This window comes from Methylobacterium crusticola (assembly GCF_003574465.1).
GTDB classification, from domain to species: Bacteria; Pseudomonadota; Alphaproteobacteria; order Rhizobiales; family Beijerinckiaceae; genus Methylobacterium; species Methylobacterium crusticola.
The window spans coordinates 32,434-56,977 of record NZ_QOWC01000015.1 but is presented as its reverse complement, the minus strand read 5'-3'; the positions used below and the strand labels follow the sequence as shown (position 1 = coordinate 56,977).

General features: G+C 73.7%; 24 protein-coding genes. 17 read left to right on the top strand and 7 right to left on the bottom strand.

The features are described 5' to 3' along the window. Positions 1-82: 82 nt before the first annotated feature. The 3 genes from DT057_RS11330 to DT057_RS11320 all read left to right on the top strand — a co-directional run bounded on the left by DT057_RS11330 (position 83) and on the right by DT057_RS11320 (position 1,877). The gene (locus DT057_RS11330) at positions 83-385 is read left to right on the top strand and encodes a hypothetical protein (RefSeq protein WP_128562207.1); all 303 of its coding nucleotides are present in this window, start codon (positions 83-85) and stop codon (positions 383-385) included. A 70-nt stretch (positions 386-455) separates the two neighbouring features. Continuing rightward, positions 456-1,160, top strand: a complete 705-nt coding sequence (locus DT057_RS11325) for a YidB family protein (RefSeq protein WP_128562206.1) — start codon at positions 456-458, stop codon at positions 1,158-1,160. A gap of 9 nt (positions 1,161-1,169) precedes the next feature. Next, a complete protein-coding gene (locus DT057_RS11320) occupies positions 1,170-1,877 on the top strand; it encodes a glutathione S-transferase (RefSeq protein WP_128562205.1) in 708 nt (235 codons plus the stop codon). A gap of 67 nt (positions 1,878-1,944) precedes the next feature. Here DT057_RS11320 and mutM read toward each other — a convergent pair whose 3' ends face one another. Further along, a complete protein-coding gene (mutM, locus tag DT057_RS11315) occupies positions 1,945-2,835 on the bottom strand; it encodes a bifunctional DNA-formamidopyrimidine glycosylase/DNA-(apurinic or apyrimidinic site) lyase (RefSeq protein ID WP_128562204.1) in 891 nt (296 codons plus the stop codon). Positions 2,836-2,958: 123 nt separating this feature from the next. Between mutM and ubiE the strand changes: the two genes are divergently transcribed. From ubiE to DT057_RS11290, 5 genes are all read left to right on the top strand, one after another. Then, on the top strand, positions 2,959-3,717 hold the full coding sequence (gene ubiE, locus DT057_RS11310; RefSeq protein ID WP_128562220.1) for a bifunctional demethylmenaquinone methyltransferase/2-methoxy-6-polyprenyl-1,4-benzoquinol methylase UbiE: 759 nt from the start codon (positions 2,959-2,961) through the stop codon (positions 3,715-3,717). A 28-nt stretch (positions 3,718-3,745) separates the two neighbouring features. After that, entirely contained in the window at positions 3,746-5,296 is a 1,551-nt protein-coding gene (gene ubiB, locus DT057_RS11305; RefSeq protein WP_128562203.1) for a 2-polyprenylphenol 6-hydroxylase, read from the top strand. Positions 5,297-5,338: 42 nt separating this feature from the next. After that, on the top strand, positions 5,339-6,610 hold the full coding sequence (locus DT057_RS11300; protein WP_128562202.1) for an ABC transporter substrate-binding protein: 1,272 nt from the start codon (positions 5,339-5,341) through the stop codon (positions 6,608-6,610). Positions 6,611-6,736: 126 nt separating this feature from the next. Continuing rightward, a complete protein-coding gene (gene coaBC / locus DT057_RS11295) occupies positions 6,737-8,002 on the top strand; it encodes a bifunctional phosphopantothenoylcysteine decarboxylase/phosphopantothenate--cysteine ligase CoaBC (protein WP_407068096.1) in 1,266 nt (421 codons plus the stop codon). Between the two features lie 93 nt (positions 8,003-8,095). After that, entirely contained in the window at positions 8,096-8,302 is a 207-nt protein-coding gene (locus tag DT057_RS11290) for a hypothetical protein (protein WP_128562200.1), read from the top strand. A gap of 74 nt (positions 8,303-8,376) precedes the next feature. On the opposite strand, the gene rpsT is transcribed toward DT057_RS11290, so the two are convergent. Continuing rightward, on the bottom strand, positions 8,377-8,643 hold the full coding sequence (rpsT, locus tag DT057_RS11285; RefSeq protein WP_128562199.1) for a 30S ribosomal protein S20: 267 nt from the start codon (positions 8,641-8,643) through the stop codon (positions 8,377-8,379). A 290-nt stretch (positions 8,644-8,933) separates the two neighbouring features. On the opposite strand from rpsT, the gene DT057_RS11280 reads away from it, so the two are divergent. The 4 genes from DT057_RS11280 to recF all read left to right on the top strand — a co-directional run bounded on the left by DT057_RS11280 (position 8,934) and on the right by recF (position 14,009). Beyond that, on the top strand, positions 8,934-9,185 hold the full coding sequence (locus tag DT057_RS11280) for a hypothetical protein (RefSeq protein ID WP_128562198.1): 252 nt from the start codon (positions 8,934-8,936) through the stop codon (positions 9,183-9,185). Positions 9,186-10,023: 838 nt separating this feature from the next. After that, positions 10,024-11,511, top strand: coding sequence for a chromosomal replication initiator protein DnaA (dnaA, locus tag DT057_RS11275; RefSeq protein WP_128562197.1), 1,488 nt, complete (start codon positions 10,024-10,026; stop codon positions 11,509-11,511). Positions 11,512-11,683: 172 nt separating this feature from the next. Then, positions 11,684-12,805 carry a DNA polymerase III subunit beta gene (dnaN, locus tag DT057_RS11270; RefSeq protein ID WP_128562196.1) on the top strand — a complete coding sequence of 374 codons (1,122 nt, stop codon included), beginning with the start codon at positions 11,684-11,686 and terminating at the stop codon, positions 12,803-12,805. Between the two features lie 52 nt (positions 12,806-12,857). Beyond that, positions 12,858-14,009, top strand: coding sequence for a DNA replication/repair protein RecF (recF, locus tag DT057_RS11265; RefSeq protein WP_128562195.1), 1,152 nt, complete (start codon positions 12,858-12,860; stop codon positions 14,007-14,009). Positions 14,010-14,134: 125 nt separating this feature from the next. Here recF and DT057_RS11260 read toward each other — a convergent pair whose 3' ends face one another. From DT057_RS11260 to DT057_RS11245, 4 genes are read right to left on the bottom strand one after another with little or no spacing between them, the layout of a single operon-like run. Continuing rightward, a complete protein-coding gene (locus tag DT057_RS11260) occupies positions 14,135-15,157 on the bottom strand; it encodes a TRAP transporter substrate-binding protein (protein ID WP_128562194.1) in 1,023 nt (340 codons plus the stop codon). 56 nt (positions 15,158-15,213) lie between these two features. Beyond that, positions 15,214-16,293, bottom strand: coding sequence for a maleylacetate reductase (locus DT057_RS11255; protein WP_128562193.1), 1,080 nt, complete (start codon positions 16,291-16,293; stop codon positions 15,214-15,216). A gap of 8 nt (positions 16,294-16,301) precedes the next feature. Further along, complete coding sequence (locus DT057_RS11250; protein ID WP_238313375.1) at positions 16,302-17,486, bottom strand: enolase C-terminal domain-like protein; 1,185 nt, start codon at positions 17,484-17,486, stop codon at positions 16,302-16,304. A 35-nt stretch (positions 17,487-17,521) separates the two neighbouring features. Further along, positions 17,522-18,493 carry a 2-hydroxyacid dehydrogenase gene (locus DT057_RS11245; RefSeq protein ID WP_128562192.1) on the bottom strand — a complete coding sequence of 324 codons (972 nt, stop codon included), beginning with the start codon at positions 18,491-18,493 and terminating at the stop codon, positions 17,522-17,524. A 94-nt stretch (positions 18,494-18,587) separates the two neighbouring features. On the opposite strand from DT057_RS11245, the gene DT057_RS11240 reads away from it, so the two are divergent. From DT057_RS11240 to DT057_RS11220, 5 genes are all read left to right on the top strand, one after another. After that, on the top strand, positions 18,588-19,478 hold the full coding sequence (locus DT057_RS11240) for a LysR family transcriptional regulator (RefSeq protein ID WP_128562191.1): 891 nt from the start codon (positions 18,588-18,590) through the stop codon (positions 19,476-19,478). Positions 19,479-19,779: 301 nt separating this feature from the next. Then, positions 19,780-20,307, top strand: a complete 528-nt coding sequence (locus DT057_RS11235) for a peroxiredoxin (RefSeq protein WP_128562190.1) — start codon at positions 19,780-19,782, stop codon at positions 20,305-20,307. 221 nt (positions 20,308-20,528) lie between these two features. Continuing rightward, on the top strand, positions 20,529-22,040 hold the full coding sequence (locus tag DT057_RS11230; protein ID WP_128562189.1) for a fumarate hydratase: 1,512 nt from the start codon (positions 20,529-20,531) through the stop codon (positions 22,038-22,040). Positions 22,041-22,592: 552 nt separating this feature from the next. Continuing rightward, entirely contained in the window at positions 22,593-22,826 is a 234-nt protein-coding gene (locus tag DT057_RS11225) for a resolvase (protein ID WP_128562188.1), read from the top strand. 109 nt (positions 22,827-22,935) lie between these two features. Further along, positions 22,936-23,220 (top strand): hypothetical protein, encoded by a 285-nt coding sequence (locus DT057_RS11220; RefSeq protein ID WP_128562187.1) that lies wholly within the window; start codon positions 22,936-22,938, stop codon positions 23,218-23,220. A 136-nt stretch (positions 23,221-23,356) separates the two neighbouring features. Here the strand turns inward: DT057_RS11220 and DT057_RS11215 are convergent, their stop codons facing one another. Further along, on the bottom strand, positions 23,357-24,529 hold the full coding sequence (locus DT057_RS11215; protein ID WP_128562186.1) for a glycosyltransferase family 2 protein: 1,173 nt from the start codon (positions 24,527-24,529) through the stop codon (positions 23,357-23,359). Positions 24,530-24,544: the final 15 nt, after the last annotated feature.

The following is a 24,544-nucleotide window of genomic DNA, read 5'->3' as shown; positions in this document are numbered from 1 at the left end:
TCCGGGCCGAAAGACCGCCCCGGGCGGGAACCGGCCGGCGCCGGGTGGTTTGCCCCCGCGGCCCCCCTCTGGAGACGCCCCGATGACCCCGCTCCGCCGCCTCGCCCTCCTCGCCCCCGGCGCCCTCCTGCTGGCGGCCCTCGCGGCGCCCGCCCTGGCGATCTCCGACCGCCGGGACCAGCCGACCCAGGCCGACATCCCGAACGGCACGGGCACCACCTCGGAGGTGGCCCCGCCCCAGGCCCTCAAGCCCGGCACGCAGGTGATGCCCGGCGACACCGGCCTGACCGGCAGCACGAACCCGCGCACCAATCCCCTCGACCACATCGACCCCAAGGAGCGCCGGGCCACCGGCGGCGGCAACGGGGCCGGCGACGGGCGCTGAAGGCAACCCCGGCGGCGATCCGGGGTTAACCCCGGGCGACCGCGCGGCCTCGCGCGAGGGGAGGCACGTCATGGGACTGCTCGATCAGGTCATCGGCTCCGTGCTGGGCAACGTCCTGGGCGGCGGCCGGCAGGGGGGCGGCCAGGGCGGCGGCTCCGGGGCGATGTCGCCCCTCGTCAAGGCGCTGCTGATGCTGCTCGCCGCCAAGGCGATGCAGGGCGGCTTCGGCGACATCTTCGGCGGCGGGCGCCGCCCGGCGCCGCAGGGCGGGCCCGAGGACGGCTACGCCCCCGACCCGCGGGGCTACGACCCGCCCGAGCCGCCCCGCCGCGACCGGCACGGCGCGGATTCCGGCAACCCCTATTCCGACCTCTCCGGCATGCTCGACGGCCCGGGCGGGCCCGCGCCCGCCGGGGCGTCGCAGGGCGGCGTGCAGAACCCCTTCGACCAGGGCGCCGGGCCCTACGCCCGCCTCGACCGCGAGCAGCCCGAGGATGCCGGGCCGGGCGGCCTCGACCAGCTCGTCGACCGCTTCCGCCAGGGCGGCCTCGGCGAGATGATCGAGTCCTGGATCGGCCCCGGCCACAACCGCGCGATCCAGCCCCAGCAGCTCGCCCAGGCGCTCGGCCCCGACACGGTGGACACCTTGAGCCGGCAGACCGGGCTCGGCCGCGACGACCTCCTGGCGCAGCTCGCCCAGGTCCTGCCCGGCGTGGTCGACGGTCTCACCCCCCAGGGGCGCCGTCCGAACCACGACGAGATGCGGGGCTGGTGAGCCGGCGCGATGGCCTACGAGCTCTTCTACTGGCCCGGCATCCAGGGGCGCGGCGAGTTCGTCCGCCTCGCCCTGGAGGAGGCCGGGGCCCCGTACGTCGACGTCGCCCGTGAGGACGGCACCGGCCCCATGATGGCGGGGCTGGACGAGCCTCCGCGGCCGCCCTTCGCTCCGCCCTACCTGCGGGACGGCGACCTCGTGATCGGGCAGTCGGCGGCGATCCTGCTCTACCTCGGCCCGCGCCTCGGCCTCGTGGGCGAGGGCGAGGCCGACCGGATCTGGACCCACCAGATCCAGCTCACGATCGCGGACGCGGTCGCGGAGGCCCACGACACCCACCATCCCATCGCCAGCAGCCTCACCTACGAGGACCAGCGGCCGGAGGCGGCCCGCCGGGCCGCGGATTTCCGCGCGGCCCGCATCCCGAAATACCTCGCCTGGTGCGAGCGCGTGCTCGAGGCGAACCCCGCCGGGCCGCGCTGGCTCGTGGGCGCGGCGCCGAGCTACGCCGACCTGTCCCTGTTCCAGCTCGTGGAGGGCCTCGCCTACGCCTTCCCGAAGGCGACCGAGCGGGCGCTCGCCCGCGCCCCGAAGGTGGTGGCGCTGCACAAGGCCGTGGCGGCGCGGCCGCGGATCGCCGCCTACCTGGCGAGCGAGCGGCGCGAAGCGTTCAACGAGAGCGGCGTGTTCCGCAGGTATCCGGAGCTCGACGGGTGAGCCGCCGCCCGCGCCGGGCCCCGGCGGGCCCGGGGGCGGCTCTCGCGGGGCTGCCGCGGCAGGACGCTCACCCCGGCTGGCACACCTCGCAGTAGAACGTCGAGCGCCCCGACTGGACCAGCCGCCGCACCACGCCGCGGCAGCCCCGGGCCGTGCAGGCGAGGCCCTCCCGGTCGTAGACCCGGAAGGTGTGCTGGAACGCGCCCGCGCTGCCGTCGGTGTGGACGTAGTCGCGCAGGGTGGAGCCGCCGGCCGCGACGGCCTCCGTGAGGACGTCGCGGATGATCGTGGCGAGGCGCCCGGCGGCCTTCGTCGGCCGGCCGGCGGCGTCGGCGAGGGAGCCGGCCGGGGCTTCCGGGTGGAGGCGGGCCCGGTGCAGGGCCTCGCAGACGTAGATGTTGCCGAGGCCCGCGATCAGGCGTTGGTCGAGGAGCGCCGCCTTGAGGGGGGTGCGCCTGCCGAAGAACAGCCGGGCGATCGCCTCGCCCGAGAGCGCGTTGCCCAGGGGCTCGATGCCCATGCCGGCGAAGTGGCGGCAGGTGGCGAGGTCCGCGGCGGGCACGAGGTCCATGAAGCCGAAGCGGCGCACGTCGTTGTAGGTCACGCGGGCGCCGTTCGAGAGCCCGAAGCGGACGTGGTCGTGCTTGGCCTGGCCCTGTGCGCCCTCCAGGTAGAAGTCTCCCGGCGAGACCGTGCGGCCGTCCGGCAGCGCCACGTCGAAGCGGCCGCTCATGCCGAGATGCATGATCAGGGCCTCGCCCGAGGAGAGGTCCGCCACGAGGTACTTCGCCCGGCGCGACAGGGCCGTGACGGCCTGCCCGGTCAGCCGCTCGGCGAAGCGCGGCGGGAAGGGGAAGCGCAGGTTCGGGCGGTGCACCTCCACCCGGGTGAAGCGGGCGCCGACGAGGGCGGGCTCGAGGCCCCGGCGCACGGTCTCGACTTCGGGAAGCTCGGGCATGGGTCGCGCGGGATCTCGCGTGGGCGGGGCGGCGCGTAAGAACCGCACCCGCGAAGGAAGCGCCCCAGATGGTGATTTCGCCCCGCCTTCGCTATGGAGGCGACCGTGACGAGGGACCCGAGCATGGCCGGCGACGAGACCAGCACCGATTTCGGCTACGCGCGCGTGCGCCTCGACGAGAAGCAGGACCGCGTGAACGAGGTCTTCCGCTCGGTCGCCAAGCGCTACGACCTGATGAACGACCTGATGTCGGGCGGGCTGCACCGGGCCTGGAAGAGCGCCCTGATCTCGACCCTGCGCCCCTCCCGCACCCGGCCCCTGCGCCTCCTCGACGTGGCGGGCGGCACCGGCGACGTCGCCTTCCGGGCCCTGGAGGCCGGCGGCCCGGACACGCACGTGACGGTCCTCGACATCAACGAGGCGATGCTGGCGGTCGGCCGCGAGCGCGCCGGCGCGGGCCGCGGCGACCGGATCGACTTCGTGGCCGGCAACGCCGAGTCCCTGCCCCTGCCGGACGGGGCCTTCGACGCCTACACGATCGCGTTCGGGATCCGGAACGTTCCGCGCATCGAGGCGGCGCTGGCCGAGGCCCACCGGGTGCTCGCCGTGGGCGGCCGCTTCCTGTGCCTCGAGTTCTCGCACGTCGACGTGCCGGGGCTCGACCGGATCTACGAGGCCTACTCGTTCCGGGTCATCCCGCGCCTGGGCGAGTGGGTGGCGGGCGACAAGGAATCCTACCAGTACCTCGTCGAGTCGATCCGCCGCTTCCCGCGGCCCGGCGCCTTCGCCCGGATGATCGAGGAGGCGGGCTTTGCCCGGGTCACGCACAAGCCCCTCAGCGGCGGCATCTGCGCCATCCACTCGGGCTGGAAGATCGCGTGAGGAAATCGGTCGCCGGAGAGCGCCGCCCGTGCTGAGCGCGCTCGTCCACCTCGCCCGCGGCATCCATGTCGGCTGGGTCATGGCGCGCGAGGGCGGCCTCGCCTTCGTGGACGCCGCCGCGCTGCCGCCGCACCTGCGCCTGGTGCTGACGCTCGGCCGCAAGCTGGAGCGGCCCGGCCTCGGGCCCGGCCGGCTGCCGGCGGCGCTGACGCGGCTCGGCCCCTCCTACGTCAAGGTCGGGCAGTTCCTGGCGACGCGCCCCGACATCGTCGGCATGGCGGCGGCCCGCGACCTCGAGCGCCTCCAGGACCGGGTTCCGCCCTTCCCGCAGGAGGTGGCGGTGGCCACCGTCGAGGCCGCCCTGGGCAAGCCCCTCGGGGAGCTCTTCCTGTCCTTCAGCGGGCCCGTGGCGGCGGCCTCGATCGCGCAGGTGCACAAGGCCCACGTCCTCGACCGCGACGGGATCGAGCGCGTGATCGCCGTCAAGATCATGCGGCCGGGCGTGCGCGAGCGCTTCGCCCGCGACATCCAGGCCATGCGCTTCATGGCCCGCGTGGTGGAGGCGCTGCGGCCCGAGGCCGAGCGCCTGCGCCCGCGGGAGGTGGTCGAGACCCTGGCGCGCTCGGTCGCCATGGAGATGGACCTGCGGCTCGAGGCCGCGGCGCTCTCGGAGTTCGCCGAGAACATCAAGGGCGACAGCGAGTTCCGGGTGCCCCAGCCGTTCTGGGAGCTGACCGGCCGGGACGTGCTGGCGAGCGAGTGGATCGAGGGCATCCGCCTCAACGACCGCGCCGACATCGTGGCCGCCGGCCACGACGTGGCGGGCCTGGGGCGCACGGTGATCCAGTCCTTCCTGCGCCACGCCATCCGGGACGGCTTCTTCCACGCCGACATGCACCCCGGCAACCTGTTCGTCGATCCGGCGGGCCGGCTCGCGGCGGTGGATTTCGGCATCATGGGCCGCCTCGGCCTCAAGGAGCGCCGCTTCCTCGCCGAGATCCTGCTCGGGTTCATCCTGCGCGACTACCGCCGGGTGGCGGAGGTGCATTTCGAGGCCGGCTACGTGCCGTCCCACCACGCGGTCGACGACTTCGCCCAGGCCATCCGGGCGATCGGGGAGCCCATCCACCAGCGCCGGGCCGACGAGATCTCGATGGCCAAGGTGCTCACCCTGCTGTTCGACGTCACGGCCCTGTTCGACATGAGCACCCGGACCGAGCTGGTGATGCTCCAGAAGACCATGGTGGTGGTCGAGGGCGTGGCCCGCTCCCTGGATCCGCGCCTCGACATGTGGACCACCGCCGAGCCGGTGGTGCGCACCTGGCTCGCCCGCAACCTCGGGCCGCTCGGCCGCACCGAGCAGGCGGGCCGGGCCGTCCTCACCCTGGCGGACGTGGTGGCGGACGTGCCCGACCTCGCCCAGCGCTTCAAGCGCGTGCTCATCCGCCTCGACGAGGACGGGCTGCGGGAGATCGCCCGCGTGGAGCGCCGGATCCGCATCGAGACGCGGCGCGCCGTCTGGACTACCCTCGCGCTCTGGGTCATCGCGGGGGCGGCGCTCTACCTCGCCCTGCGCTAGGGCCCGCAGCCCACCAAGAAGAACCCGGGAGACACGCCGACCATGACCGACGCCACCCCCCGCACGACGGCCCGGCTCCGCGGCGCGCTCCTCGGCGGCCTCGCCGCCCTGGCGGGAGCCGCCCTGGCGGCCGCCCAGCCCGCCCCGGCCGCCGCCGAGCCGCAGCTCAGCGACGGCAAGGTCCGGATCGCCGTCCTCAACGACATGTCGAGCGTCTACGCCGATTCCACCGGCCGGGGCTCGGTGATCGCCGCCGAGATGGCGGTGAAGGATTTCGGCGGCACCCTCGACGGCAAGCCCATCGAGGTGATCTTCGCCGACCACCAGAACAAGCCCGACGTCGGCTCCAACATCGCCCGGCAATGGTACGACCGCGAGGGCGTGGACGCGATCCTCGACGTGCCGACCTCCTCGGTGGCGCTCGCCGTGCAGCAGATCGCCAAGGAGAAGGGCAAGCTCCTGATCGTCTCGGGGGGCGGGACCTCGGACCTGACCGGCACGGCCTGCTCGCCGACCGGCATCCAGTGGACCTACGACACCTACGCGCTCTCCCACGTCTCCGGCAGCGCCGCCGTGAAGCAGGGCTACGACACCTGGACGTTCGTCACCGCCGACTACGCCTTCGGCCACGCCCTCGAGCGCGACGCCATCGCGGAGGTGAAGCGCTCCGGCGGCAAGGTGCTGTCGACCGTGCGCGCCCCGTTCGCGACCGCCGACTTCTCGTCCTTCCTGCTCCAGGCCCAGGCCTCCGGCGCCAAGCTGGTGGCCTTCGCCAACGCGGGCGGCGACACCATCAACGCGATCAAGCAGGCCAACGAGTTCGGCCTCGCGCAAGGCGGGCAGCGGCTGCTGGCGCTCCTCGTCAACATCGACGACGTGCACAGCCTCGGCATCACGGTGGCGCAGGGGCTGCTGCTCACCACCGCCTTCTACTGGGACCGCGACGCCGAGACCCGGGCCTTCGGCGAGCGCTTCAAGGCCCAGGCCGGGCTGATGCCGACGATGCACCAGGCCGGCGTCTACTCGGCGGTGGGCCACTACCTCAAGGCCGTGCGGGCCGCCGGCAGCGACGAGGCCAGGACCGTGGTGGCCAAGATGCGGGAGATGCCCGTCAACGACATGTTCGCCAAGGGCGGCCGCGTCCGCGAGGACGGCCGCATGGTCCACGACATGTACCTGATGCAGGTGAAGACGCCCCAGGAATCGAAGGGCGAGTGGGACCTCTACAAGCTCGTCGCCACGGTGCCGGGCGACGAGGCCTTCCGGCCGATGTCCGAGGGCGGCTGCCCGCTGGTGAAGGCGGCGGCGAAGTAGCGCGCGCGAGGACCCGCCTCCCCGCCGCCCCGGGGCGGGGAGGCGGGCCGGGACGCTCGGGGCGCCCCTGGCGCCCCTGGCGCCCTGGAGGAGGACCCGGCGGAGAGCCGGGACCGCATCCCGGGCATGGAAGGACCGCCGATGACCCCACCCGCCGCGAACGCCCCCCCTCCCCTGGCGGACCGGCGCGTGCTGCTCGTGATCGGGGGCGGCATCGCGGCCTACAAGGCGCTCGACCTGATCCGGCGGCTGCGCGAGCGCGGCGCGCGGGTGCGATGCGTGCTGACCGAGGGCGCGCAAGGCTTCGTGACGCCCCTCGCAGCCGCCGCGCTCTCGGGCGAGCGCGCCCATACGGACCTGTTCGACCGGGCCGAGGAGGCCGATATCGGCCACATCAGGCTCGCCCGGGACGCGGACGCCGTCGTGGTGGCGCCGGCGACCGCCAACCTGATGGCCCGCATGGCCGGCGGGCACGCGCCCGACCTCGCCTCGACGGTGCTGCTCGCCACCACGCTGCCGATCCTGATCGCCCCCGCGATGAACGTGCGGATGTGGCTGCACCCGGCGACGCAGCGCAACCTCGCCGCCCTGCGGGACGACGGCGTCGCGGTGGTCGGCCCCAACAGCGGCCCGATGGCGGAGGCGGAGACCGGGCCGGGCCGGATGGCCGAGCCGCACGAGATCGCCGACGCCCTCGCGGTCCTGCTCGAGCGCCGCGCCGGCCCCCGGCCCCTGGCCGGCCGCCACGTGCTCGTGACCTCGGGCCCGACCCACGAGCCGGTCGACCCGGTCCGCTACCTCGCCAACCGGTCCTCCGGCAAGCAGGGCCACGCCATCGCGGCGGCCGCCGCCGCCGCCGGCGCCCGGGTGACCCTGGTCTCCGGGCCCGTGGCGCTGCCCGACCCGCCCGGGGCCGTGGTGGTGCGGGTCGAGACCGCCCGGGAGATGCTGGCGGCCGTGGAGGCGGCGCTGCCGGCCGACGTCGCGGTGTTCGCCGCCGCCGTCGCCGACTGGCGGCCGGCCGCCGCGGGCTCGCAGAAGCTCAAGAAGGGGGCCGAGGGACCGCCCGGCCTCGCCCTCGTCGAGAACCCCGACATCCTGGCGAGCGTGGCGCGGCGGAGCGCGGGGCGGCCGCCCCTGGTGGTCGGCTTCGCGGCCGAGACCACGGACGTGCTCGCCCACGCGCGGGCCAAGATCGCCCGCAAGGGCTGCGACCTCATCGTCGCGAACGACGTCTCGGCGGCCTCCGGGGTGATGGGGGGCGACCGCAACACGGTGCTGCTGATCGGGCGCGACGGCTCGGTGGAGACCTGGCCGACCCTCGACAAGGACGAGGTCGCCCGCCGCCTGGTCGAGCGCCTGGCCGCGCCGGCGTCCGGGGCGGCGCCCTGATCCCGCCCCGGCGCGTTATACCGCAGGGCGCCTCGGGTTGGCGCCGGCCCGGCCGGCGCTAAACCTCCGGGCTCTCGTGCCCGGGAGGCCGCCTTGCCCGACATCCTCGTCGTCGCGCTGATCTGCGCCTCCACGATCCAGTCGCAGGATTGCACGCGGGAGACGGCCCAAGACGTCATGACGGCGCCGGCGCACTCGCCCCAGGAATGCCTGCTGCTCGGGCCCTCGATCGTCGCCGGCACCGGCCGCAGCAGCGACGCCAGCACCTACGTCAAGACCCTGTGCGAGCGCCGCCGCTAGGGGAGTGCCCACGCGAAAAAGCCCGGCGGCGAGCCGGGCTTCGTCGAGCGGCGCGGGGTGAGCCGGAACGGGCTTCAGGCCTGGAGCAGCTTCACCCGGGCGGCCAGGCGCGAGACCTTCCGCGAGGCGGTGTTCTTGTGCACGATGCCCTTCTGGGACGCGCGCATGATCTCGGGCTCGGCGGTCCGGAGAGCCGTCAGGGCGGTGGCGGCGTCGCCCGAGGCGAGAGCCTCCTCGACCTTGCGCACGAAGGTGCGCATGCGGCTGCGACGCGAGCGGTTGATCGCCGTGCGCTTGGCGATCTTGCGGGTCATCTTCTTGGCCGACACGGTGTTGGCCATCGGCGTTCCTCATTCTCGTGGGGCGAGGCCCGGCCGACCCGGGTGGGGCCGTGGCGGCGTCGCGTGTCAGGGCGCTTGGAAGCACGGGGAACCCGCCGGAACGAGCCGGCAGGTCCGCGAGCCGCGGTCTATAGACGCGACGGCCCGAATCGTCAACGCTTCCTTGCCGGGACGCGTCCCCGCAGGCGGCCCCCGCGCCCCTGGGTCGCGCGCGGGGGCCCCGCATCCGGGGCCGGCCGGAACGGATGGCGGCGGCTCGGGGTTGAGGACCACATTCCCCGGAGACCGTCATGACGAACCTCGCCCGCACCAACCTCGCCCGCCTCCTCGCCGCCGCCGGGCTCGCCCTCTCGGCGGCCGCCATCGCGGGACCGGGCCCGGCCGAGGCCAAGGGCTGCATCAAGGGCGCCGTCGTGGGCGGACTCGCCGGAAAGGCCGTCGGGCACGGCAAGGCCGGCGCCGCCGCGGGCTGCGCGGTCGGCCACCACAACGCCAACAAGGCGCCCAAGGGCGGCAGCGGGCAGGCCCAGGCGCCGAACTGACGGGCGCCGCGGCCGGCTCCGGCGCGCTCCGGCCGCCCCCGCGACGCGGGGGCGGCAATCACCACGCGGGAGCGAGGCGGTTCCACCCCGACGCCCCGCCCCTCCGCTCGCACCCGCTCCCCGCCCGCCGGGCCCGAGGCCCCGTGGGGGTCGGCCCCCGCCGAGACCGTCGAACCGGCCCCTTGCGCCGTGATCCGGTCCCGCGGACCGTTCAATCCGGGACGGCGGCACCGCTGAGGCGCGCTCGCGCCCTCGCCGCCGAGTCAAGCCCCCGCGGCCCGCCCCGCCGCTGTCCACCGGCATGTCCCCGGCGCGCTCCCCGCTCTCGACAAGCCCCTGAGCCGCCTCGCGGTCCGCGCGGCGCTGCGCCGACGCGGCGACGGATCGTTCACGATTCCAGGACCTTGCGCCGGGACAACCTGTGGGCCGGGCGTGGGCGGCGCGCGCCCGCAACGATCGGTTCACCATCCGGCCCATCGTTCCTGTTGCGAAGCTTCGCGGCGGCGGCGTAGATTCGGGTCGTCCGCCGCACACGCGGACGACCCTCAACCAGCCTCGAGCCTCGTTCCGAACCGGCCGCGACCGCGCGGGCGATGCCGCCCTCGTGCGCGTCAACCACCGGGGATGCCTGGCGGAATTCGGGAAGGCTCCCGCCTTAACAGAAACGAGACTTGTTGTTGATAGACCCGTGGCAACCGCGGGAAAAGCATCCCGGAGCGCTTGACTTCGGGGTCTTCGACACGGCCTGCCGCGCTCCCGTTCGAGCGCGGTGGGGAGGAGCGTATCGGCGTACGGGCCGGCAGCGGGCGACTGCCACCGGCACGAGAGAGGACCAGTCATGCGTGTGGATGGCGGCTTGGCGGAAGGGGTCGAACCCGCAAGGGGCGTGACGACCGGGAGCGGGGGCGAGATCGCGGCCGCCTGGCAGCGCGTGAAGCGCCGCCTGCGGGCGGAGCTCGGCGAGGACGTGTTCGCGAGCTGGTTTGCCCGCCTGGAACTGCAGGAGGTCGCGGGCGGGGTCGCGCGGCTGACGGTCCCGACCCGCTTCCTCAAGAGCTGGATCGAGTCGCACTACCTCGACCGGGTGCTCGCCACCTTCCGCAGCGAGGCGGACGGGATCGGGAGCATCGAGGTCGGCGTGCGCGGGCCCATGGCGCCGCCGCGGGCCGGCGCGCCGGCGCCGAAGCCGCCTCAGGCCGTGCGTCCGGCGCCGAGCCACAGCCACCCGGCGCACGACGCGGCCGAGCCCGAGCGGGCGGGCCGCCCGTCCGAGACGGCGGGCGATCTCGGCGGCGCGCCGCTCGACGTCCGCCTGACCTTCGACAGTTTCGTGGTCGGGCGCTCGAACGCCCTCGCCCACGCGGCGGCCGAGCGCATCGCCCGCCACGACGGCGGTCCCGCGCTCTACAACCCGCTCTACTTCCACGCCGGCGTCGGCCTCGGCAAGACCCACCTCCTGCACGGCATCGGGCACGCCGTGAAGGCGGCCGGCCGGCGGGTCATCTACCTGACCGCCGACCGCTTCATGTACGGCTTCGTCAACGCCCTGAAGACCCAGAGCGCCCTGGCGTTCAAGGAGCGGCTGCGGGCCATCGACGTCCTGATCCTCGACGACGTGCAGTTCATCCAGGGCCGCTCGATCCAGGCGGAGTTCGGCCACACGCTCAACGCCCTCATCGATGCCGGGCGCCAGGTGGTGGCGGCGGCCGACCGGCCGCCGACCGAGCTCGAGAGCCTCGACGAGCGGGTGCGCTCGCGCCTCGCCGGCGGGCTCGTGGTGGAGATCGGGGCGCTCGACGAGGCCCTGCGGGCCTCGATCCTGCAATCGCGCCTCGAGGCCGTGCGGGCGACGCATCCGGGCTTCGAGGTGGGTCCGGCCGTGGCCGAGTACGTCGCCAAGGCGATCACCGCCAACGGCCGCGACCTCGAGGGCGCGGTCAACCGGCTCCTGGCGCACGCCACCCTCACGGGCGCGCCCGTGACCCTCGACACCGCCGAGACGGCGATCCGCGACCTCGTGAAGAACCGCGAGCCGAAGCGGGTGAAGATCGAGGACATCCAGAAGCTGGTCGCGAGCCGCTACAACGTCTCGCGCTCCGACATCCTGTCCGAGCGCCGCACCGCCGCGGTGGTCAAGCCGCGGCAGATCGCGATGTACCTCTCGAAGGTGCTGACGCTGCGCTCCCTGCCGGAGATCGGGCGGCGCTTCGGCGGGCGCGACCACACCACGGTCCTGCACGCGGTGCGCAAGATCGAGAAGGCGATCGGCGAGGACACGGCGCTCTGCGACGAGGTCGAGCTCCTCAAGCGCATGCTCCAGGACTGACCCCGCGCCTCGCGGCGGACGGCCCGGCGGCCGGGGTCCCGCGCATCCGCGCGAGCCCCTGCTTGCCTTCGGGGAGCGCCTTCGCCAATGTTCCCCTCCCGTGCGGACGCCCGGGACGAGCGATGTGGTGCCGGCCCCCGGGGGCCGGTCTTGTGAGACACGGATCACCCTGATGAGAGTCACCGTCGAGCGCGCGGCCCTTCTTCGGTCGCTCGGCCACGTCCACCGCGTCGTGGAACGGCGCAACACGATCCCGATCCTGTCGAACGTGCTGCTGCGCTCCGGGCCCGAGGGGCTTCAGCTCAAGGCCACCGACCTCGACATCGAGGTGACCGAGACCATTCCCGCCGACGTCGCCGACGGCGGCGCCATCACGGTGCCGGCCCACGTCATCTACGACATCGTGCGCAAGCTGCCGGACGGCGCCCAGGTCTCCCTCGAGACCACCGGCGACACCGGCCAGATGCAGATCCGCTCCGGGCGCTCGCGCTTCTCCCTCGGCGCCCTGTCGGAGGCGGACTTCCCCGACCTCGCCGCCGGCGAGCTGCCGCACGGCTTCCAGCTCCAGGCCGCCGAGCTGAAGCGGCTGATCGACAAGACCCAGTTCGCGATCTCGACCGAGGAGACGCGCTACTACCTCAACGGCATCTTCTTCCACACCATCGAGGCGGAGGGCGGGCTGAAGCTGCGCGCCGTCGCGACCGACGGCCACCGCCTCGCCCGCGTCGAGATGCCGGCGCCGGAGGGCAGCGCCGGCATGCCGGGGATCATCGTGCCGCGCAAGGCCGTGGCGGAGATCCAGAAGCTCGTCGAGGACGGCGGCGAGAGCGTCGGGGTGGAGATCTCCTCCGCCAAGGTGCGCTTCAGCTTCTCGTCCGGCGTCACCCTGATCTCGAAGCTCATCGACGGCACCTTCCCGGACTACCAGCGGGTGATCCCGACGGGCAACGACAAGCGCCTGACGGTGGAACGCGACCAGTTCGCCCGGGCGGTGGACCGGGTCTCGACGATCTCGTCGGAGCGCGGCCGGGCCGTGAAGCTCGCGATGACCGACGGGCGCCTCTCGCTCTCGGTCAACAACCCGGATTCCGGCAGCGCCACCGAGGAGCTCGACGTCGACTACGAGGCCGGCCCCCTCGATATCGGCTTCAACGCCCGCTACCTCCTCGACATCACGGCCCAGCTCGACGGCGACACCGCCCTGTTCCGCCTCGCCGATCCCGGCTCCCCGACGGTGATCCAGGACAAGGAGGGCGCGCCGGCGCTCTACGTGCTGATGCCGATGCGGGTGTGACGGGCCCCGACCGAGGTCGCGGCCCGCCGCGCGCCGCCGGCGCGGCAAGGCCGTGAGCGCCCCCCCGCTCCTGCGCGTCACCCGCCTGATCGCCCGGGACTTCCGCAACCACGCCGACCTCGACCTCGACCTCGCGGCCGGCCGCCGGTTCGTGGCGCTGGTCGGCGAGAACGGGGCCGGCAAGACCAACATCCTGGAGGCGCTGTCGCTGTTCGCGCCGGGCCGGGGCCTGCGCCGGGCCGACTTCTCCGTGATGGCCCGGGAGGGCGGGGCCGGCGGCTTCGCGGTCTCGCTCTCGCTCAGCGGCCCCCACGGCGAGCACCGGGTCGGCACCGCCTGGGAGCCGCCGCGGGGGCGCGAGGACGCCCGCAGCGGCCGGCTCTGCCGCATCGACGGCGCCACGGCGCCCTCACCCACCGCCTTCGCCGAGCACCTGCGGGTGGTCTGGCTCACGCCCGACCTCGACGCGCTGTTCCGGGGGGCCGCGGGCGAGCGCCGCCGCTTCCTCGACCGCCTCGTGCTCGCGGTCGATGCCGGCCACGGCGCCCGGGTGAGCGCCCTCGAGCGGGCGCTGCGCTCGCGCAACCGCCTCCTCGAGGAGCGGCCCGACGACGGGCCCTGGCTCGACGCCGTCGAGCGCGAGGTGGCGGAGCTCGCGGTCGCGGTGGCGCTTGCCCGACGCGAGACCGTGGAGCGCCTCGACCAGCTCATCCTGTCGACCCGCGACGAGGCCTCGCCCTTCCCGTGGGCCGGGGTGCGGCTCGAGGGCGACATCGACGACCTCGTGGCGGTGTGGCCGGCGGTCGACGCCGAGGACCGCTTCCGCGCCACCCTGCGCCAGAACCGGTTCCGCGACCGCGCCGCCGGGCGCACGCTCGCCGGCCCCCAGGCCTCGGACCTCGTGGTGCGCCACGGCCCCAAGGACGTGCCCGCCGCCACCGCCTCGACGGGCGAGCAGAAGGCCCTGCTGATCGGCCTCGTCCTCGCCCACGCCCGCCTCGTCGCCGGCATGAGCGGGCTCCCGCCCCTGGTGCTCCTCGACGAGGTCGCGGCCCATCTCGACCCCCGCCGCCGCGCCGGCCTGTTCGACGCCCTCGCGGCCCTGCCGGGCCAGGTCTGGATGACCGGGGCCGACCCGGCGCTGTTCGCGGAGCTGAGCGACCGGGCGGACGTCGTCGCGGTGGCGGAGGGACGCATCGCCTGAGCGGCCCGCCCCCCTCGCCCCGGGGGCCGTCGTCTCCCCGGGGATCGCGGCACGGACGAAGGGGGCGGGTCCTCGCGGCGAGGACGGTCACCGGACCTCGGCCGGCGCTCCGGCGCCGGGCTCCGTCAGGCCAGGCGCCCGACCGCGCCCTCGAGCAGGGACCAGGCCTCCTCGCCGTAGCGCCCCTTCCATTCCGCGTAGTAGCCCGCCTTGCGCAGCGCCTCGCGGAAGGGCTCGGGCTCCGTCGCGTTCACGGCGAGTCCCCTGCCCTTCAGGGTCTCCTCGAGCTGCCGGTTGAGGGCGGTCACCGCCTCGCGCTGCCGGGGCGCCGTCTCGTTGAAGCCCCGCGACACGATCGCCTTGAGGTCGTCGGGCACCCCCCGCCAGGTCCGCGCGCTGGTCACGATCCAGGAGCCGTCCCAGACGTGGTTCGTGAGCGAGCAGAACTTCTGGACCTCGTAGAACTTCGCGGTCTCGGCGACGACGAGCGGGTTCTCCTGCCCGTCGACGATGCGCGTCTGCAGCGCCGTGTACACCTCCGCGAGGTTGATGCTCGCCGGCGAGGCGCCGAGGGCCTTGAACAGCGAGACGTAGACCTGGCTCACGGGGACCCGGATCTTGAAGTTCGCGAGGTCCGCCGGACTCCGCACCGGGCCCTTGCCGGACGTGATCTGGCGGAAGCCGTTGTTCCAGATCGTCTCGAAGGCGTGCAGGCCGACCTTGTCGAAGCCCTTGCGGACGTGGGCGCCGAGCCCGCCGTCCATCGCCGGCCAGACGGCGTCGTAGCCGGTGAAGGCGAAGCCCGTCCCGTTGATGGCGGCGATCGGCACCAGGGTGGCGAAGATCAGGCCGCCGGTGCTGAAGAAGTCGACCCCGCCCGAGCGGACCTGGCTCAGGAGATCGCTGTCGCCGCCGAGCTGGCTGTTCGGGTAGACCTTGATGTCGACGCGGCCCCCGGTGTCCTGCTTGATCGTCGCGGCGGCCTCGAGGGCGAAGACGTGGACCGGATGGCTGGCCGGGAAGCCGTGCCCGAACTTCCAGTCGTACTCGGCCGCCCGGGCCCGGGACACGAACGGGGCCGGGACGCCGGCGGCGCCGAGCGCCAGCACGATCGCGCGCCGCGACGGCCCTAGACTCTGGTTCTTCACGGGTCTCCTCCCATCCTGTGTCGGTGTCGGATCGTCGGGTGCCTCGCGCAGCGGCCTCACGCCGGCCGCCGGCCCTCGTGAGCGTCGTCCAGGATCCGGCGGACGGCCTCGATCGTGACCGGCGCCGGGTTGAGCCCGTTGTCCGTCTCCACGGTGATGGCCGCGGCGCGCTCCAGGCTCTCCCGCGGGAGGCCGATCTCCCGCAGGCTCGTCGGGAGCCCGGCCTCCACCAGGATGTCGAAGATGGCGCCGCCGAGATTGCCGTCGCCGACCGTGGCGGCGAGCGGCGCGAGCTGCGGCGCGGCGAAGCGCTGGTTGTAGGCCGCGACGTGGGGCAGGACGAGGGCGTGCGACAGGCCGTGCGCGATCCCGAAGCTGCCGCCCAGCACGTGGGCCACCCCGTGCTGGAGCGCGAAGCCGCCGGTGAGCGCGGCGCCGCCCAGGTAGGCGCCGTAGAGGAGGTCGGTGCGCGCCGCGAGGTCGCCCGGATCGGCCGAGACGCGCGGGAGGGCCTCCATCAGCACGCGCGCCCCCTCCACGGCCGCGAGCGCCATGACCGGGCTCACCGTCGGGACGTAGATCCCGTCGATGCAGTGGGCGAGGGCGTTCAGGGCGCTCGCCGCGCTGACGTCGAGGGGCAGCGGCAGCGACAGCTCCGGATCGTAGATCACCGTGCCGGCGAGCATGTTGAGGCTCGCGTGCATCCGCTTCACGCCGTCGATCGTGATCCCGCAGAACCCCGTCATCTCCGAGCCCGAGTAGGTGGTCGGGATCGCCACGATCGGCAGGGGCAGCTCGAGGGCGATGCCCTTGCCGAGCCCGATCGCGGCGCCGCCGCCGACCGTGACGAGGCAGTCGGCCCCCATCGCCCGGGCGCGCTCCCGGCCGCGCCGGGCGAGCTCGATCGGGACCTGCGAGACCGCCTCCGGCAGGATCCCGACGCAAGCCGCGCCGAGGAGGTCGCGGACCCGCTCCGCGAGGGCGCCGCGGCCCGGGGTGGACAGGACGAGGGCGCGCCTCGCCCCGTGCCGCGCCACCGCGTCGGCGACCTCGGCCACCGCGCCCGGCCCGAAGACGATGCGGGGCGGCACCGCGTTGTAGACGCCGCCCGGCAGGCGGAAGGGGGATCTCGCCATCGTCTCGCTCACCAATCCGCGATGGTGCCGTCGGGCAGGACGGCGCCCTGGGTGTGGAACGGCTCCTGCACGAAGGGGTGCTTGGCCGCCTCCGCCTCGTTGATCTCGACCCCGAGGCCCGGGGCCTCCGGCACGGCCCAGTAGCTGCCGGTGCGCCGCATCGGCACGGACACGACGTCGTCGTACCAGGGCACGGCGCCGCTCATCTCCTCCTGGATCACGAAGTTCGGGGTCGAGACGTCGAAGTGGAGGGCCGCCGCGCCCGCGATCGGCCCGTTGGGGTTGTGGGGCGCCACGCCCATGAAGGCCTGCTCGGCCGCCGCGGCGATCCGCTTGCCCTCCAGGATGCCGCCGGTGTGGTTCAGGTCCGGCTGGACGATGTGCAGCGCGTTCTGCCGGAACAGCGGCTCGAACTCCTTGAAGCCGATCAGGCGCTCGCCCGAGGCGATGGGGCAGCCGGCGCGCTCCGTCACGAGGCGCAGCGCCTCCGTGTCGCCCGGCAGCACCGGCTCCTCGCAGAACATCGGCGCGTAGGGCGCCAGCTCCTCGATGAATTGCAGCGCGGCCGCGATCGAGGCCGGGCGCCCGTGGAAATCGATCATGATGTCGACCCGGTCGCCCACGGCCTCGCGCAGGACGCGCATGAGGCGCCCGACGTGGCGCCGGGACGGGATGTCGACCGAGAAGCCCGAGTAGGGGATGAACACGACCTTGAGCGCGTCGTAGCCCTTCTCGACCACGGCGAGCGCCTTGTCGCGCAGCGCGCCCTCGTCGAAGGTCTCGTAGACCGACCGCATGTCGCCGAGGCCGAGATGCGTGTAGACCCGGACCTTGTCGCGGGTCCTGCCGCCGATCAGCCGCCAGACGGGCAGGCCGACGCTCTTCCCGAAAATGTCCCAGAGCGCGTGCTCGATGCCGCTGATCGCCGTCGCGCCGACGATGCCGAGGCGGTAGTAGCTGTGCTTGTTGAGGATGCGCAGGATGTGCTCGATGTCCCGGGGATCCTGCCCCAGGACCAGCGGCGTCAGGTCCTCCACCGTGCCGGTGACCGCCCGCGTCTTCCAGTTCAGCGATGCCTCGCCCCAGCCGTAGAGGCCGTCCTGGTCGGTCTCGACCTTGACGAAGATCCAGTTGCGCAGCTCGGCATTGACGACGACGGTCTTCACGCCGGTGATCTTGATCGGAAACGACATGGCGGGGCTCGGCCAGGGGGCTGCGGGAGGGCGGCTCAGGCCGCCGGGCGGACGACGTTGAGGAGCGGCTCGCCGGCCGAGAGCCGGCGCACGTTCTCGGCGATCACCGCGTAGCGGCGCCGCGGCAGCGCCTCCGTCCAGGCGGAGGAATGCGGGGTCGCCAGGACGTTCGGCAGGGCGTGGAACGGCCGGCGGGCCGGGGGCACGACCTCGGTGCTGCCCGCCGGGTAGCGGTACCAGACGTCCAGGACGGCGCCGCCGATGCGGCGCTCGCGGAGCGCGCGGTAGAGCGCCTCCTCGTCGGCGACCTCGGCGCGGGACACGTTGATGAGCACGGCGTCCGGCTTCATCCGGCCGATGGCGTCGGCGTCGATCAGGCCGCGCGTCGCCTCCGTCAGCGGGCAGGCGATCACGACGAAATCCGCCTCCGCGAGCAGCCGGGACAGGCCTTCGGGCGCGAGGACCGCGTCGGCGAGGCCGTCGGGGTCGGACGCGGAGGCGCTGAGCGCGAGGACGCGCATGCCGAAGGCGCGCGCCCGGGTCGCGATGGCGCGCCCGATCCGGCCGAAGCCGAGGATGCCGAGCGTGCGGCCGTGGAGCTCGCCGTGCGGCGCACGGTTCCGGTAGAGGTCCGACCACGTCTCCGGGGTGAAGCTCCGCCGCATCGCGGCGAGCCCGATCCGCCACTCGAGCATCGCCGCCAGCACGTACTCGGCGATCGGGATCTCGTGCTCGTAGACGTTGCAGACCGCGCAGCTGGGAGCGAGCGACGGCAGGTGGATCCCGTCGAGGCCCGCGCCCGGCACGTGCAGGAGCCGGAAGGCGGGGCCCGGCCCGGCCCGCTGGAAGCGCAGCGACACGACGACGTCCTCGCCCGCCACGACCCCGTCCAGCGCGGCGTCCGACGCCGCCTCCCGCGGCAGCGTCACGATCTCGATCGGGTCCCTCAGCGAGGCTCGCAGCGTGCCCTGGTGGTTCGCGGCCTCGCCGATCATGATGATCTTCACGACGGCGTTCTCCCTGGCCGGAGAGGACGCCCGCCGCGGACCCAAGTCCAATGATTAATCTTGATCGTGTAAGAAGGAAACCTTATCACCCGCCATGGACCGACGGCGGCTCACCTCCTTCATCGCGCTCGGCGAGGAGCTCCATTTCGACCGCGCGGCCCGCCGCTGCCGGGTGACCCAGCCGGCGATGAGCCAGCAGCTGCGCCAGCTCGAGGAGCAGCTCGGGGCGAAGCTCCTGTACCGCACCAAGCGGAGCGTCTCGCTCACCCGGGCCGGCGAGGCCTTCCTGACCGAGGCCCGCCGCATCGTCGGACAGATGGACCGCGCGGCCGAGCTCGCCCGCCGGATCGAGCACGGCGAGATCGGCGAGATCGTCGTGGGGGTCACGGCACCGGCGCTCTACATCGTCTTCCCGGAGATCGTGGCGGAGTTCGCGCGGCTTCAGCCGCAGGTGCGCCTCGTGCCCCGCGAGATGACGACCTTCGAGCAGGAGGAGGCCCTGCGCGAGGGCGAGATCCAGGTCGGGATCCTCCACCCGCCGCTCGTCGACGAGGCGCTCGTCTGCCGGGAGATCGCCCGAACCCCGTTCGACCTCGTGCTGTCGCACCGCAACCCCCTGGCCGGGAAGGAGGACCTGGCCCTGGCCGACCTCTCGCGGGAGCGGTTCATCCTGTTCCCGCGGCGGATCGGGCCGCGCCTGTACGACGGCATCCTGACCATGTGCGGCGAGGCGGGGTTCAGCCCCGAGGCCGTCACGGAGGCGTTCCCGGCGCAATCCATCGTGGCGCTCGCGGCCTGCGATCTCGGCGTCGGGTTCATCGCGTCCGACGTCCAGCATTTCCGCCGGCCCATGGCGGTGTACCGCCGGCTGACCGGGCCGGCGCCGAGCCTCACCCTCGGTGTCGCGTTCCGGGCCGGCGACCCCTCGCCGCTGACCGCGGCGCTCGCGCACGCGGCCGCGGCGGCCGGCGCCGGCGTGCGCTGAGCCCGCGCCCCGGGGCAGGCGGCCGTCCGGGCGCTGCGCCGTTCCACGGCCGCCTACGTGATCTGCCCCGTGCCCCGCAATCCTCGCGTGCGGTATGACGGCTGCGTCCCACCGCAGGCTCAGGCCCGGAGGTGCGAACGTCGAGCCGAAGGTGCGTGCGAGCCCCCCTTCATCACGTACCCTCCGGCCCGCATGCCCTCTCGCCGGGATCCGCCCCGATTTCCGGCGTGGCGGCGATCGAACCACGCAGCTAGGATCGGGCGTCCCGCTCCGCGCCGACCGTGCCGCGAGGTCCATCTTCATGCAGCCCGCCTCCGTTCCCAACGTGATCTTCCACATCCGCGTCAGGAACGACAGCTTGGGCGGCCCCAATCCCTTCGAGTGGAAGAGCCTCGCCTCCGCCGAGATCTTCGGCGGCAGGAACATCGTGCTGTTCGCGGTGCCGGGCGCCTTCACGCCCGCCTGCTCCGACGAGCATCTCCCGGGCTACGAGCAGCACGCCGACGACTTCGCGGCGCTCGCCATCGACCAGGTGATCTGCCTGTCGGTGAACGACGCCTTCGTCATGTACCAGTGGGCGAGGAGCCGGGACATCCGGAAGGTGTTCATGCTGCCCGACGGCAACGGCGACTTCACGCGCCAGATGGGCATGCTCGTCAAGCGCGGCCAGCAGGGCATGGGCATGCGGAGCTGGCGCTACGCGATGCACGTGGAGGACGGCGCGATCCGCAGGCTGTTCGCGGAGCCGGGCTTCCGCGACGACCCGCCGGGCGTGGGCCTCCAGGTCTCCGACGCGAGCACGATGCTCGGCTACCTGCGCGCGCGCTGAGGCGCGCGCTGAAGCGCGCCCCGCCGACGAGGACGCCGGTCCAGCGCGCGGGAGCGCGTCTTCGGCGCGCGGGGTGCGTCACGACGCGAGACCTGCCGCGGCGCTCGACCGGAGGGCGCGGCTCCCGGTCCGTGTTTCGTCGCCGGGTCCTCGTCCCGGCCGCGATCCCCGCAAGGGCCCGGTTTCCACGTCGTCGGACCATCGCTCGAGAGGAGGGCGCGTTGGCAACCATTCGCGAAGAGGATCTGGTCGTCTCGATCGCGGACGCCCTGCAGTTCATCTCGTACTACCACCCGGAGGATTACGTCCGGAACCTCACGCAGGCGTGGCGGCGCGAGGAGAGCCCGGCGGCCCGGGACGCCATGGCGCAGATCCTGGTCAATTCCCGCATGGCAGCGTTCGGCCGGCGGCCGATCTGCCAGGACACCGGCACCGCGCAGGTCTTCGTCCGGATCGGGCTCGGCGCCCGCATCGCCTCGGCGCGCTCCCTCCAGGAGATCGTGGACGAGGGCGTCCGGCAGGCCTGGCGCACGGAGCGCAATCCCTTGCGCGCCTCGGTGGTCCGCGACCCGCTCTTCGCGCGCCGCAACACCGGCGACAACACGCCGGCCATGCTCCACGTCGAGATGGTGGCGGGAGACGCCCTCGAGGTCCACGTCGCCGCCAAGGGCGGCGGCTCGGAGAACAAGGCCAGGTTCGCGGTCCTCAACCCGAGCGACTCGGTGGCCGACTGGGTGGTGAGGACCGTCGAGGGGCTGGGCGCGGGCTGGTGCCCGCCGGGCCTCGTCGGCCTCGGCGTCGGCGGCTCGCCCGACAAGGCCATGACCCTCGCCAAGCTCTCCCTCCTCGACCCGATCGACCTGCCGGAGATCCGCGCCCGCGGGCCCGCCTCCCCGGAGGAGGAACTGCGCCTGGCGCTGTGCGACCGGATCAACGCCCTCGGCATCGGCGCGCAGGGGCTCGGCGGGCTCACCACCGTGCTCGACGTGAAGCTCAGGACCTTCCCGACCCACGCCGCCTCGCTGCCGGTCGCCCTGATCCCGCAATGCGCCGCCGACCGCCACGTGCACTTCGTGCTCGACGGCAGCGGCCCCGCGGCCTTCGCGCCGCCGCCCCTCGACCTCTGGCCCGCCGCGATCAGCGCGGCCGGGCCGGCGGGGCGGCCCGTCGACCTCGACCGGCTGACCCGCCAGGAGGTCGCCACTTGGCGGGCGGGCGAGACGCTGCTCCTCTCCGGGAGGCTCCTGACCGGGCGCGACGCCGCCCACCTGCGCCTCACCCGGATGCTGGAGGCCGGGGAGCCGCTGCCGGTGGATCTGCGCGACCGGGCGATCTACTACGTCGGCCCCGTGGACGCCGTCGGCGACGAGGCCGTCGGCCCGGCCGGGCCGACGACGTCGACCCGGATGGACACGTTCCTCGAGCCGCTGCTGCCGCGGACCGGCCTCCTCGTCATGGTGGGCAAGGCCGAGCGGGGGCCGGCCGCCGTCGAGACCATCGCGCGCAACGGCTGCGCCTACCTCATCGCGGTGGGCGGGGCCGCCTACCTCGTCTCGAAGGCGGTCCGCTCGGCGCGCGTGCTCGCCTTCCCGGACCTCGGCATGGAGGCGATCCACGAATTCGTCGTCGCCGACATGCCGGTGACGGTGGCGGTGGACGCGGCCGGCACCTCGATCCACCGGGACGGCCCGGCCCGCTGGCGCCGCCCCGCGCGGGAGGCCGCCCCGGCCTGACCCGGAACGCCGATGGCCGGCACGGCCGCCCCGAGGCGCCGCCCGTGATCACGACCCCCAGCAGGCCGGCCCGCATCGTCTGCCCCGGCGCCGCCGCCTCCCTGAGCGGCATCGCCCCGCCGCTCGCCGACGCTGCCGATCTGCGCGGCCGCCGGGCAGGATAGCGGCTCCAGGCGAGCCGTGAGGTGAGCGTCGCCCGCCTGGAGCCGGACACCTGGGACCGGGGGATCACAGGACGCCCGCGGAACGTAGACTGTCCAGCCAAGTTCGGAAAAGTGCTGGAAAAGCACAGCAGGCCGCTGGCGCACGACCCGGACTGGCCTCGACACATCCTGGAGATCCGGAGACTGCCGGCAGCCCGGAGCGCGAGGTGCTGAGCTGTACGCATCAGTGTTGCAGAATGGCAGCAAGCTCGAGATCTCTTGTCATAGCTACACTTCATTAAGGAATACCGACTTGCCCCCGGCCTGCCGCGGCCGCTACTCGCAGGGCCTGAGCCCGGCGCGTGGGCGGCCGCTGCGCGTTGCCGGCCGGTTGACCAGGAGGGTGTTGGTGGACCCGGTTCCTATCGTCACGGCCCCGTGGAACGGCGGCGCGGTCATGAGGGCGAAGGCGGACAGCCGCGCGGCCGACCTGGCGCCCGTCCTGGCGGAGATCCGGGCGGGCGGCGCGCGCTCGCTGCGGGAGATCGCGGCGGGCCTCAACGGCCGCTGCATCCCGACGGCCTTCGGCGGCAAGTGGTCGGCCGTGCAGGTGCGCCGGGTCCTGGCCCGCCTGGAAGCCTGACGGCTCCACGGCGCGGCGCGGCGCCCGCCGGAGGAGGATCCTGGCGGTCACGGAGAGGTGCACGGCGCGGCCCGCGTGCAACGGGCACGGACTCGTGCGACACTCGGGCATGACAGACCGAGCAGAATGCCTCCGCCTCCTCTTCGAGTTCGTGCAGAGCGGCGACGTCGAACAGGCCGGGACGACGGCCGGCACGATCATCGCCTACATTTCCACGCTGCCCGGCCTCGAGGCGCAGGTCGCGGCCCTGGACGACCTGCGGGCGAACCTGACGAGCCGCTGCGAGGCCGTGGGCCTCTCGGGCGAGGCCGAGCACCGCCACGAGTTGATCGAGGACGCGATGGAGCAGGCCCGCAGCACCCTGGAGGCGAAGTCCGCCTCGTCGATGTCGTGACCCGCACCCGCGCGCCGGGCCGGAATCCGCTGCGGCGGGGAGCGCTCCCGCTGCGGCCGGGGAGGCGGGCGGCGCCGCGGCGGCCGCAGGTCGAGCCGCGGCCGTCATCGGCGGCGGCGGGACGGGCCGCGCGCCGCTAGGGAGCGGCGTGGCCGCCCCGGCTCGCACTCACTTCGCGCCCGGGCTCCCGGGACGCGTGCGCGAGGGGATCGCGGCGCCCTCCGAGCCGGCGGTCGCAGGTCTCGAGCATCGCGACGCGCCGGTCGGGCTCCAGCCGGGTGGCGCGCTCCCGATTGGCGTCGATCCAGGCGGAGAACGGAACGGGGACGATCCCGTCGCGGGCACGCGCGACCGTCAGGCGCGCCTCACGCCCGGCCGTCAGGCGCTTCAGGCGACCGATGATCTTGCGTCCGAAGCCGGCCGCCAGTTCCAGTCCCAGGCGACCGTCCAGCCAGACCATCACGAGGTAGTGGTAGGCGGATCGCAGCGCGCGCTCGTCGCGGAGGCTCTCGGCCGCGTAGCGAAAGACCTTCGCCCGGATCCAGTTCGCGTAGCGCGCCGGTATGTTCGGGTTCCGCCCCAGGGCCCTCTCGATCACCATGATGCCGGCGCGCGCCATGCGCTCCCGATCGCTCGACATGTTGCCCGGGTAGTTCCGGTACCCCACCAGGACCTGCGGCACGCAGACCATCTGGAACAGCTCCGCGAGGCGCAATTCGAAGTCCAGATCCTCCGCACCTCCGCACTTCACCCGCCGGTACTCGGAATCGTATCCGCGCACGGCGAGCGCCGCCTCCTTTCTGACCAGCAGCGCGCTGCCGTTTCCGACCGGCCATGTCAGGAGATGCCGGCACAACGAGAACCCGTCGAACTGCCAGTTCGGCAGCGGCGCGATCACGCCGTCGTCCTCGTCGATGGCGATGCTCCAGACGTAGGCGGCAGCGGCCGCCGGGTTGTCCTGGAGCGCGCCGACCTGCAACCGGAGCTTGTTGCGCGCCCAGAGGTCGTCCGCGTCCAGGAACGCGACGAGGCTGCCTCGGCTCGCGGCGATGCCGGTGTTGCGCGCCGCCGCCACGCCTTGGTTCTCGGTGGAGATCAGCCGGATGCGCGCGTCGGCCGCCCTGTAGCTCTCGACGATCTCGGCCGTCCGGTCGGTCGAGCCGTCGTCCACCACGATGATCTCCGTCGAGGCGTAATCCTGAGCGAGAGCAGAATCCAGCGTGCGCGCAATGAATCGTTCCGCGTTATAGGCCGGCACTACTATGGAAACAAACGGAAACAAGCCTGAAGGCAGATTACTATAGGACATCTATCAAACTATGTC